We start from the raw sequence: 11,301 nt of genomic DNA on the forward strand, positions 1-11,301 counted from the left end.
TCCTTTCGGCAGCGGCTTGGGCGCGTAGCGCCAGTTCCATAGCCTTGAAGGTGCGGGCCTGCGGCATCGCGGTTTCGGTGCGGTGGCGAATATCGTCCAGAAGCTGCGCGCCGAACGGCAGGCGCTCGTGCGTGCAATCGATGCGCTGCACGCCCTTCTGATCCACCAAGAAAAGATGATCGGTGCCCGGCTGGCCGCCGATATCGACATATTTGCGCAGTTCGATATAACCATCGGTCCCGAGAATGGTCAGGCGACCATCGCCCCAGGTTGGCAGCCCATCGGGCGTGAACCAATCGGCGCGGATATAGCCGGTGCAGCCCGGAGCCTTCAGCATCACTTCGCCGAAATCCTGCAAGCCGGGGGTTTTCGGGTGGTGGAAATTCGCCACCGTCGCACCAACCACCTCGGCGTCCTCGGCCCCGGTGAAGAACAGAAACTGTTCGACTTGATGGGAGGCAATGTCGGTTAGAATCCCGCCGTAGCGCGGGCGTTCGAAAAACCAAGCCGGGCGGTTGTTATTGCCCAAGCGGTGTGGGCCGAAGCCTGCCGTATGGACGACGCGGCCAATTGCCCCCGCCGCCACGAGCACGCCCGCTTTCACCGTGCAGCGGGTTTGGATATGCTCGGAGTAATAGACGGCGTAGATGCGCTTGGTTTCGGCCTGAACCTGCTTCACCGCGTCTAACTGCGCGAGCGAGACAATGCTCGGCTTATCGAACAGCACATCCTTCCCCGCCCGCATCGCCGCAATGGCATCGTCGGCCCGCCGGTCGGGAATCCCCGCGCCGGTGACGAGGACGATGCTTGGATCGTCGAGGATCGCCCGCACGTCGGCAACGCGCTTGGCTTGCGGGAACTGTTTGCCATAGGCCGCCGCGAGATCGTCTTCTTCCGCAAAGAAAGCGACAAGCTCGGCCCCGGCGTTCAGCAGCAACTGGGTTTGGCCGTAGATGTGATTATGGTTGAGGCCGATGGCCGCAAAACGAATAGGGTCCATGATTTCCTAACGTTTCATACCGGTGGTCGCAACGCCTTCGATCAGAAGCCGTTGGAACAGAACGAAGAAGATGAGGATGGGGACAAGGGCGACGGTGGACATGGCGAACAGCCCGCTCCAATCCGACCGCCCGGTCGAATCAACGAAGCTGCGCAGACCGAGCTGCACCGTGTACGAGCCCATATCGTTGAGATAGACCAGCGGCGCGAAGAAATCGTCCCATGTCCAGATGAAGGTGAAAACGGCGGCGGTGGCGAGCGCGGGCAGCGACAGCGGCAGAATGATTTTCCAGTAAATCCGCCACGGGCTGCACCCGTCCATCATCGCGGCCTCATCCAACTCGCGCGGCAGCCCCCGGAAGAACTGCACCATCAGGAAGATGAAGAAGGCATCCGACGCCAGAAACTTCGGCACGATCAGCGGTAGGTTCGTATTCACCCAATCGAGGTTGAGGAACAGAATATACTGCGGGATCAGCGTGACGTGATGGGGCAGCATCAGCGTTCCCATCATCAGCGCGAACCAGAAGTTCTTGCCGCGAAAACGCAACCGCGCGAAGGCGAAGGCCGCAAGGGAACAGGCAACGACATTGCCGATCACCGAGAGCACCGAGATGACCATCGAGTTCCAAAAGAACGTCCCGAAGGTGACATCGAGCCCCTTCCAGCCACGAATATAAGCATCAACGCTGAAGCTCGACGGCCAGAGGGAGGCACTATGGAAGATTTCATCTTCGGGCTTGAAGGAACTCGCCAACATCCACAGCAGCGGGTACAGCATCACCAGCGAGGCGATCAGCAGTGCGCCGTGAACCGAAAGAGCATTCGTCAGGCCTCGTTTGGGGTTAGTCGTCATAATGCACCCAATAGCGCGAACTGAGGAAGGAGAAGGCCGTGAAGCAGGCGATAATCACCACCAGAACCCAGGCGAGCGCGGCGGCATAGCCCATGCGGAAGTAGCCGAAGGCTTCCTGGTACAGGTAGAGCGTATAGAATAAGGTGCTGTCGATCGGCCCGCCGGTGCCTTCGGAAATAATGAAGGCCGGGGTGAAAGCCTTGAAGGCTTCAATCGTCTGCACGACGGCATTAAAGAACACAACAGGGGTGAGCATCGGCAGCGTGATGCGGAAGAACTGCCGCATCTTGCTGGCCCCGTCAATCTGCGCCGCCTCGTAAATATCCTGCGGTACTTGGCGTAAGCCCGCGAGAAAGATAATCATCGGCGAGCCGAACTGCCAAATACTCAAGATCACCAACGTATACAACGTGTAATCCGGGTCGGAAATCCAGCTCGGCCCCTGAATGCCGAACGCCATAAAGACGATCTGATTGACCAAGCCATTACCCGCAAACAATTGCCGCCAGAGCACGGCAATGGCCACACTGGCCCCTAAGAGCGACGGCAGATAAAACACCGCGCGATAGAGCGGCAGCCCGGCAATCCCCTTATTCAGCATCAGCGCGACCAAGAGGGCGAAGATCAGCTTCAGCGGCACCGATAGGATCACATAGACGAAGGTGACGTGCAGCGATTCGATGAACTTCGGATCGTCGGTTGCGATGCGCACGTAATTTGCCGCCCCCACCCAGCGCGGGTCTCGCAGCAAGTCAAAATCGGTGAACGACAGATAGGGCGAGCCCAGAGCTGGCCCAAGCGTCAGACCGAAGAAGCCAACAAGCCACGGCAGAAGAAACAGATAGCCAGGAAGGTTGCTGCGGAGGCGGCGAACCCACCTGGCCCCGCCCACTGTGATGGAGGGAGAGGCCAGAGTGGTCATTTTCTTAGCCTCGCGCCAAAATGCGGGTGGCCTCGGTCACAAAAAGCTTCGAGCCATCGGCGACGCTCAAACGCTCGAAACCAATCTGTTCATTCACCCGGCGCAGCAATACCTGAATTTCGCCTGCACCACCCGGCGGGGTCTGGGGGAGCGGGCCAACCCGAGGGCTCATGGCGGCGACGTAATCGGCCATAGCGCGACCGAGTTCGTCCAGTGACTCGTTGATCGCCTTCAAGACGGGAGCCGAAGCAGGCACCCCCCGCTCGACGCCGAGAATCTTCCCAGCCGTTACATCATTCACATAGAAATTAAGGAAGCGGACCGCTTCATCGGCTTCCTTCGTGCGGGCCGACAAGCTCAGCAACATCGACGGTTTGATGTATTGACCTGGCTTGCCGCCCGCGCCGCCCGTGGGAAAGCTGGTTAGAGCAAGCTTGCTCTTATTCAACGACTGAAAGGCTACCAGTTGATTCGAATGGTTAAAACTAATCGCAGCCTTCCCGAGGGTCAGCATACTGTTTTCAACATTCTGCTTGTCCAGTGCCTGAAGGTCGGGGGTCACGCACCCTCCCGAAGCGCGCATGTCGGCCCAATAGGCGAACCATTCTTGGATATCCTTCTCACCAAACCCGAGCTTACCTTCCGGCGTATAAAGTTCCTGCCCGCGCGTGCGCAGCCAGCCTTCGAAGATCGACTCAAGCCCGCCAGCATCCTGACACCCGAAGTAGCCGGGGCGCTTCGCGGCTTTCGTGAATTCCGCCGACAGTTTGGCAAAACCCTTCCAGTCGGTATCGAAATTCGGCGGAGCAATGCCAACTGCGGCGAAGGCTTCTTTATCGTAGATCGTCGAGGAGGTATTGCCGCCGAGACTCACCCCGTAAATCTTGCCATCCACCTTACCGCTATCGACGACTGACGGCGGAAAATCCTTAAGGTTCAGCCCTTTGTCAAGGAACGGGTCCAGCGGCAGCAGCGCGCCGCGCCGGGCATATTCGAAGATATAGCGATAGTCCATTTGGATCACGTCGGGGGCATTGCGGCCCGCCGTCTGCGTCGCCAAACGCGGCCAGTAATCGCCCCAAGCGAGGGTTTCGCCGTCGACGGTGACGCCCGTGAAGGTCTGCTGATAGAGTTTATTAACCTGCAAGGTGCGTTCGGCCCGCTCCTTCGTGCCCCACCAATACATGCGCAAGCGCCGATCGGCGGCGAGTAGCGGGCTATGGATCCCCAGCGCCATCAGACCGGAAAGACCAATCCCGGCCCGCAACACGGATCGCCGGTTTATTTGAGGTTGCTTCATGACGTTTCCTCCTGCCCTAAGGGTTGCTTTTTGATGCAGTGAGCCCAGGGAGGGCGTGTGCTGCTTAGCCGAAGATACACTTCTCCATCAAACCTGTCTGACAGGTTTATTTAGAGGGCGCGCAATTTTCGGATCAAAGCGAACATCCACATCCTCCCCAGGCGTGGTCCCCGACGGAATTTTCTCCCGTCTGATCGGTTTTTGGCTTCTGCCACTTATAACCAGTTGGTTACAAGCTAGATCGAGTTTAGGATGACTGTCAAGCAGCCTAGTGTGCGCTTTTGCCCTACTTTTGCGAGACGGATGTAAATTTATGACTAAACCAGCCGCCGCCATGAAAATTAATGAGGCGATTCAAGATTATGCCCTGCGCACTCCAGAAGAACCTACGGCGCGGGATAAAAATATTCGGGATCCGGAAAGAACATCTGCAGCAATTCTTGCCGCAGCAACGCGCGAATTTGCTGAAAACGGCTATGGCGGCGCGCGCATTAACGAGATAGCCGCTCGGGCTGATGTTAATAAACGCATGCTGTATCATTATTTCGGCGGTAAAGACGCACTGTATTTAGCGGTGATCGAAGCAACCTATATCGGAATCCGCAGTGCCGAGTTCGATTTGCACTTGACCGACCGGGAACCCGTGGAGGCGATTCGCGAACTTGCGCGCTTTACCTGGCAATATTTCTTAGATCACCCAGAGTTTCTTAGCATCGTTAGCACCGAGAATCTTTTGAAGGCAAAATTTCTGAAGGAATGCACGGGCATTACTGAAAAACACTCACCGCTGATCTCCAATATTGCAGAAATCCTAGAACGCGGCCACCGGCAGGGTCAGTTTCGCGCCGGGGCCGATCCGGTTCACGTCTATCTCAGCATTGCCGCCCTGGGGTATTATTATTTGTCAAATTACCATACAACTTCGATTATTTTTAATCGGGAATTTGTGAAATCGGACGAATTAAAGCGCTGGGGCGATCATATTGCTGATATGATTGTGTCGTATCTTCGCGCCTAATTAAAATAAAAAATCGCAGCCCGCAGCCCTTGACGGGATTTGTAAACCATGTCTGTTTAGTAACCATCTGGTTATAACGGCAGCCTAAGCAATGAGCCGCCTTTTCCGATGGGGAAACGACAATGGCGACGATCCGGCTCGGCATCATCATGCACGGCATCACCGGGCGCATGGGCTATAATCAACATTTGGTGCGCTCGATTGTGGCGATCCGCGACCAAGGCGGCGTGCTGCTGGCCAATGGCGACCGCGTTGTGCCTGATCCGATTTTGGTGGGCCGCAACGCCGAGAGGATTGCCGAAATCGCCAAGCGCCACGGCATCACCCGCACCACGACCGACCTTGCAGCAGCCCTCGCCAATCCCGACGACACGCTGTTTTTCGACGCCGGCTCGACGCAAATGCGCGCAGCCTTGCTGACGCAAGCCATCCACGCCGGCAAGCACGTTTATTGCGAAAAGCCGATTTCCGAGGATGTCGGCACCGCCCTCACCCTCGCCCGCCTCGCGACCCAAAAGGGCGTCAAGAATGGCGTGGTGCAAGATAAGCTCTACCTGCCGGGCTTACGCAAAATCAAAATGCTGCGTGACAGCGGCTTCTTCGGGAAGATCCTCTCGGTGCGCGGCGAGTTTGGCTATTGGGTGTTCGAGGGCGATTGGCAGCCCGCCCAGCGCCCAAGCTGGAATTATCGTAAGAACGATGGCGGCGGCATCATTCTCGATATGCTCTGCCACTGGCGCTATGTGCTGGATAATCTCTTCGGCGAGGTCAAAGCCGTAAGCTGCGTCGGCGCGACCCATATTCCGAGCCGGGTGGACGAGCAGGGCAACACCTATGTCGCCGACGCCGACGATGCCGCTTATGCCACCTTCGAGCTTGAGGGCGGTGTGATCGCCCAAATCAACTCCTCCTGGGCGGTGCGCGTGCGCCGCGATGATCTCGTCACCTTCCAGGTAGATGGCACCCACGGCTCGGCGGTAGCGGGGCTCACTCGTTGCTGGACGCAGCACCGGGTTAATACTCCCCGCCCCGTCTGGAACCCCGACCAGCCGCAAACGATGAACTTCGCTCAGCAATGGGATGAAGTGCCGGACAATCAGCCGGTCGATAATGGCTTCAAAGTGCAGTGGGAAGAGTTCATCCGCCATCTCGTCGCGGACGCCCCTTGGAAGTTCGATCTGATGCAAGGCGTCAAGGGCGTGCAACTGGCCGAACTCGGGCTGAAAAGCTGGCAGGAACGCCGCTGGCTCGACGTGCCGACGCTGGAGGCTTAAGCGATGCGTAGTCTCATTCTCCCGGGTCCGGGCCGAACACTGGCCCCTTATACGGTCAAGAATGGCCCGCTTTCGCGCCCCAAGGGCCTGCCGCAGTTTAAACGCATTGCCTTTGCCGCCGCCCATATGGTCGTCGATCCCCTGGCCGAGAACTGCCCCTGGGTCGATAGCGCCGTCGATTGGGATAAAACCATCCAGTTCCGCGAGTATCTGTGGGATTTGGGGTTCGGCGTCGCCGAAGCCATGGATACCGCCCAGCGCGGTATGGGGCTGGATTGGGCGGGTGCGCAGGAACTCATCCGCCGCTCCCTCGCCGCCGCCAAACCGCGCAATGGTCTTGTTGCCTGCGGTGCCGGAACCGATCATCTCACGCCCGAAAACGCCAAGAACCTTGATGATGTGATCCGCGCCTATGAGGAGCAGTTCGCCTTTATCGAAGGCCTTGGCGGGCGCATCATTCTAATGGCGAGCCGGGCGCTCGCGCGCATCGCCGCCGGGCCGGATGATTACGTTAAGGTCTATGATCGGTTGTTGCGGCAGGTGAAGGAGCCCGTCGTGATCCATTGGCTCGGCGATATGTTCGATCCCGCCCTCAAAGGCTATTGGGGCTCGACCGATGATTACGCCGCAATGGAAACCTGCCTGACCGTGCTGGAAGCCCACGCCAGCAAGATCGACGGCATCAAGATTTCCCTCCTCTCCAAGGAAAAAGAAATCGCGATGCGCCGCCGCCTACCGAAGGGCGTGCGCATGTATACGGGCGATGATTTCAACTATGCCGAACTGATCGCGGGTGACGATGAAGGCTATTCGGACGCGCTCTTGGGCATTTTCGATGCCATTGCCCCCGCTGCCTCCGCTGGCCTAGCGGAGCTTGCCGGCGGAAACCTTGCGAGTTTCAACGCCATTCTGGAGCCAACGGTTCCGCTCAGCCGCCATATCTTCCAAGCGCCAACGCGCTTTTATAAGACGGGCGTTGTGTTCCTCGCCTATCTCAATGGCTTACAGGATCATTTCCTGATGCTGGGCGGGCAGCAAAGCGGGCGCTCGGTGCAGCATTTCGCCGAACTCTTCCGGCTTGCCGATGCGGCGCGGGTGCTGCGCGACCCCGATCTTGCCACCGAGCGCATGCGCCGCGTGCTCGCCGTCGCTGGGATCGTTTGACGATGGGCAGCGGCTCTCCCACCGTAAAACTGCTGGAGGCCGATCTCTTCGAGCGGCCCGTCAGCTTCCGCCTGCCCTTCCGCTTCGGCGCGGTGACGGTGCGGGAAGCGCCGCAGGCCTTCGTTCGGGTCCGCATTCGCCTGGAGGATGGGCGCGAGGCCGTGGGGCAATCCGCCGAACTAATGGTGCCGAAATGGTTCGATAAGAACCCCGCCCTCAGCAACGAGGATAATTTCAATCAACTCCGCACGGCGCTGCGGGGGGCGAAAACCCATCTGCTCGCCGCCGACAGCGCCACCGCCTTCGGCCTTAGCACGTCCGTTGAAGCCGCCCATCACGCCGCCTGTGCCCAGCGGGGGCTCGGCGGGTTGATCGCCTCCTTCGGCCTCGCGCTGCTAGATCGGGCTGTTCTGGATGCGCTGTGTAAAGCCTATAGGCTGCCTGCCGTGACCGCGCTTCAACGAAACTTACCGGGGCTGGATGCGCGCACCGCGCCCGATCTGGTCGGGTTCGATCTCGATAGTTTCCTTGCCGCGCAAACCCCGGCGTATCGCATCAATATCCGCCATACGGTCGGGATGATCGACGCGATTATCGAGGCCGAAGCCCCCGCCGAGGGGCCGCAGGACGGGCTACCGAACTCGCTTGAAGCCGCGATTACCGCCTATGGCCACCGCTTTTTCAAACTGAAGCTCTCGGGGAATGCCGACGCCGATCTGGACCGGCTCATTCGCATCGCCTCGCTGTTGGAACGCCTGCCCGACTATCGCCTGACCCTCGACGGCAACGAGCAGTTTCCCGATGCCGACGCGGTGATCGCTCTGTGGGAAAAGATCGCTGCCGAGCCGCGCTTAACGCGCTTTCGCACAAAGCTGCTGTTCTTGGAACAGCCGATTGCCCGCGCCGCCGCCTTGTCCGCGCCAATCCACCCGCTCGCGGCCCTGGTGCCGGTGGAAATCGACGAGTCGGATGGGGAAATGGGTGCTTTTGTTGCGGCGCGCACCCTCGGCTATACGGGGATTTCCTCGAAAAGCTGCAAGGGCCTCTATCGGGCGATTCTGAACCGGGCGCGCGTGGAAGCCTGGGGCCGGGGTTTCTTCATGTCCGCCGAGGATCTCACCACCCAAGCCGGGCTGGGCGTTCAGCAGGATCTGCTGCTTGCCGCCTTCATCGGAGCCGAGCATATCGAGCGCAACGGCCACCATTACGTCGATGGAATGGGCAGCGCGCCGCCGGGCGAACAGGCGGATTTTCTGACCTCCCATCCCGATCTCTACGCCCGCGCGCCGCAAGGACACGCTCAATTGACGATCACGGACGGCGCGGTGTCGCTGACATCGCTCCTCGCGGCCCCCGGCTTAGGATCGGCAGCAAGCCCCGATTGGTCGGCCCTGAGCGCCCTTGCCGCCTGAAAGACGGCCCAATTTTCCGAGGAAACGCCCATGTCACTCACGGGACTCTCGATCAATCTCGCCACCGTGCGCCAGCAGTTTGGCCTGAAAGATGCTATCGACGCCTGCCTCGCCCACGGCATCACGGCGGTCGCCCCCTGGCGCGATCAGGTGGAAAAGCAGGGCTTGGCCGAATCCGCCAAGATCATCAAGGACAATGGCATCCGCGTTACCGGCCTTTGCCGGGGCGGGATGTTTCCCGCCGCCACCCCCGACGGGATTGCTGCCGCGATTGACGATAATAAGCGCGCCGTCGATGAGGCCGCCGCCCTCGGCGCCGCCTGCCTCGTGCTCGTCGTCGGCGGCCTGCCCGTGAACTCGAAGGATATCACCGGGGCGCGGCAAATGGTGGCGGACGGGATCGCTGCCATTCTGCCCCACGCGCGGGCCGCGAAGATTCCGCTCGCTATCGAACCCCTGCACCCGATGTATGCGGCAGACCGCGCCTGCGTGAATACGCTCGGTCAAGCGCTCGACCTTTGCGACGCGCTGGGCGATGGCATCGGCGTCGCTATCGACGTTTATCACGTCTGGTGGGACCCGGCGCTTCCCGCCCAAATTGCCCGCGCCGGGCGGACGGGCCGCATTCTCGCCCATCACATTTGCGACTGGTTGGTGCCAACGCGCGACCTGCTGCTGGACCGGGGCATGATGGGCGATGGCATCATCGACCTGCCCGGCATCCGCCGCCAGATCGAGGCCGCCGGGTTCCACGGCCCGCAGGAGGTGGAGATTTTTTCCGCCGAAAATTGGTGGAAGCGCGACGGGCACGAGGTTCTGAAAACCTGCGTCGAGCGCTTTCAAACGGTTTGCTGAGGAGCAATCAAAAATGACCCAAACGGGACCAAAACGCCGCGTCGCCCTCATTGGCACCGGCAATCGCGGCACGAAGACGTGGGGGAAAGAACTGCTCGACGCGTTCGGCGAGCAAATCGAACTGGTCGGCATTTGCGATTCCAACCCCATCCGCCGCGCCTTTGCCGCCGATTTTATCGGGCGGGATGCACCACTGTTCGATGATCTCACGACGATGCTCGCCGCCGTCAAACCCGACACGGTGATCGTCTGTACCCGCGACTGTGACCACGACCGCCACGCGGTTGAAGCGATGGAAGCCGGGGCGGACGTAATCGTCGAAAAGCCGATGGCGACCACCGCCGAAAAATGCGCCCGCATTTTGGAAGCCCAGGCGCGCACCGGGCGGCGCGTGGACGTTGGCTTCAACTACCGCCACACCCCGACCTCCACCCGGATTAAGCAGGAACTGCTGTCGGGGAAGATCGGCGAGATTGTTTCGGTCGATTTCCATTGGTATCTCGATACGGTGCATGGGGCCGATTACTTCCGCCGTTGGCACGCGAACCGCGACAATTCCGGTAGCCTGTTCGTCCATAAGGCCACCCATCATTTCGACCTGCTGAACTGGTATCTCGACGCCGAACCTCGGGAAGTTTTCGCCCGCGCTAGCCAGCGCCACTACGGCAAGAACGGGGTTCAGCGCGGCGAAACCTGTTCCATCTGCACCGGCAAGGCCGAGTGCGGTTTTGCCCTCGATGTTGCGGGCGACCCGTGGTTGAACGCGCTCTATGGCACGGCCCACACGGCCGACGGCTACCACCGTGACCGCTGCGTGTTCCGGCCCGAGATCGATATTCCCGACACGATGACCGCCGATATTCTCTACGATAGCGGCGTGCAGGTGGCCTATTCGCTCAACAGCTTCATGCCCATCGAAGGCTATCACCTTGCCTTTAACGGCACCAAAGGCCGCATCGAAATCCGCCAATACGAGGGCCAGCCCTGGCAGGAACCGGATGTCGATACGGTCCTGGTGATCCTCAACAACCGCACGGTCGAGAAGATTGAGCTGCCGTTCACGCGCGGCGGCCATTTCGGTGGCGATATTCGCCTGCAACGCATGATCGTGGAGCGCGAATTGCCCGATCCCTACGGGCAGCGGGCCGATGCGCGCGCGGGGGCCTTGTCGGTCTTCTGTGGGGTTGCCGCCTTACAAAGCGCCGATACGGGTCGTTCCGTAAAACTGGCCGACCTGCCGGGGTGGGATTTGGTCACGCGGCGCTGATCCCAAAAGAAAGGCCGGAGGAATTTCCCCCGGCCTTTCGGTTTAAAGCTTGCCGCGCCGGGCAAGATTTTCCATCAACGCCCGCGTTCCAAAAACCCACGGCGGGCAGGTGTCGGTGCGCTGCACCCAATTGACGAGACGCCCGAGGCTGGGCGTTGCGATTTCAACCTGGTCGCCGAGTTCATGGGTAAACCCTTGTCCCGGCGCGCGGCGGTCTTTGGTCGGGGCGAACAA

Annotated in this window: 10 protein-coding genes and 1 pseudogene; 6 read left to right on the forward strand and 5 right to left on the reverse strand. The window is 60.0% G+C overall.

Features of this window, described 5'->3' with window-relative positions:
- The 4 genes from ACIQ36_RS13615 to ACIQ36_RS13630 all read right to left on the reverse strand — a co-directional run.
- Positions 1-1,000: Gfo/Idh/MocA family protein (locus ACIQ36_RS13615; RefSeq protein WP_395830159.1), on the reverse strand; the 1,000-nt coding region annotated here is incomplete at its 3' end.
- Positions 1,001-1,006: 6 nt separating this feature from the next.
- Positions 1,007-1,855: a carbohydrate ABC transporter permease gene (locus ACIQ36_RS13620; RefSeq protein WP_045774690.1), complete on the reverse strand. Its 849-nt coding sequence runs from the start codon at positions 1,853-1,855 to the stop codon at positions 1,007-1,009.
- A complete protein-coding gene (locus ACIQ36_RS13625; protein ID WP_395830161.1) occupies positions 1,845-2,777 on the reverse strand; it encodes a carbohydrate ABC transporter permease in 933 nt (310 codons plus the stop codon). The genes ACIQ36_RS13620 and ACIQ36_RS13625 overlap by 11 nt, the downstream gene beginning before the upstream one ends.
- A gap of 4 nt (positions 2,778-2,781) precedes the next feature.
- On the reverse strand, positions 2,782-4,077 hold the full coding sequence (locus ACIQ36_RS13630; RefSeq protein WP_395830163.1) for an ABC transporter substrate-binding protein: 1,296 nt from the start codon (positions 4,075-4,077) through the stop codon (positions 2,782-2,784).
- A gap of 313 nt (positions 4,078-4,390) precedes the next feature.
- Between ACIQ36_RS13630 and ACIQ36_RS13635 the strand changes: the two genes are divergently transcribed.
- The 6 genes from ACIQ36_RS13635 (at position 4,391) to ACIQ36_RS13660 (ending at position 11,067) form a co-directional block, all read left to right on the forward strand.
- The gene (locus ACIQ36_RS13635) at positions 4,391-5,095 is read left to right on the forward strand and encodes a TetR/AcrR family transcriptional regulator (RefSeq protein ID WP_395830165.1); all 705 of its coding nucleotides are present in this window, start codon (positions 4,391-4,393) and stop codon (positions 5,093-5,095) included.
- A gap of 122 nt (positions 5,096-5,217) precedes the next feature.
- Positions 5,218-6,369 (forward strand): Gfo/Idh/MocA family protein, encoded by a 1,152-nt coding sequence (locus tag ACIQ36_RS13640; protein WP_395830167.1) that lies wholly within the window; start codon positions 5,218-5,220, stop codon positions 6,367-6,369.
- 3 nt (positions 6,370-6,372) lie between these two features.
- Positions 6,373-7,533, forward strand: a complete 1,161-nt coding sequence (locus tag ACIQ36_RS13645; RefSeq protein WP_395830170.1) for a dihydrodipicolinate synthase family protein — start codon at positions 6,373-6,375, stop codon at positions 7,531-7,533.
- 2 nt (positions 7,534-7,535) lie between these two features.
- Entirely contained in the window at positions 7,536-8,945 is a 1,410-nt protein-coding gene (locus tag ACIQ36_RS13650) for a mandelate racemase (protein WP_395830172.1), read from the forward strand.
- 30 nt (positions 8,946-8,975) lie between these two features.
- A complete protein-coding gene (locus ACIQ36_RS13655; RefSeq protein WP_395830174.1) occupies positions 8,976-9,800 on the forward strand; it encodes a sugar phosphate isomerase/epimerase family protein in 825 nt (274 codons plus the stop codon).
- Between the two features lie 13 nt (positions 9,801-9,813).
- The gene (locus ACIQ36_RS13660) at positions 9,814-11,067 is read left to right on the forward strand and encodes a Gfo/Idh/MocA family protein (RefSeq protein WP_395830176.1); all 1,254 of its coding nucleotides are present in this window, start codon (positions 9,814-9,816) and stop codon (positions 11,065-11,067) included.
- Positions 11,068-11,109: 42 nt separating this feature from the next.
- Here the strand turns inward: ACIQ36_RS13660 and ACIQ36_RS13665 are convergent.
- Positions 11,110-11,301, reverse strand: a pseudogene (locus ACIQ36_RS13665) (fumarylacetoacetate hydrolase); the annotation flags it as partial.

The sequence above is a fragment of the Elstera sp. genome (assembly GCF_044372965.1).
Lineage (GTDB): Bacteria > Pseudomonadota > Alphaproteobacteria > Elsterales > Elsteraceae > Elstera.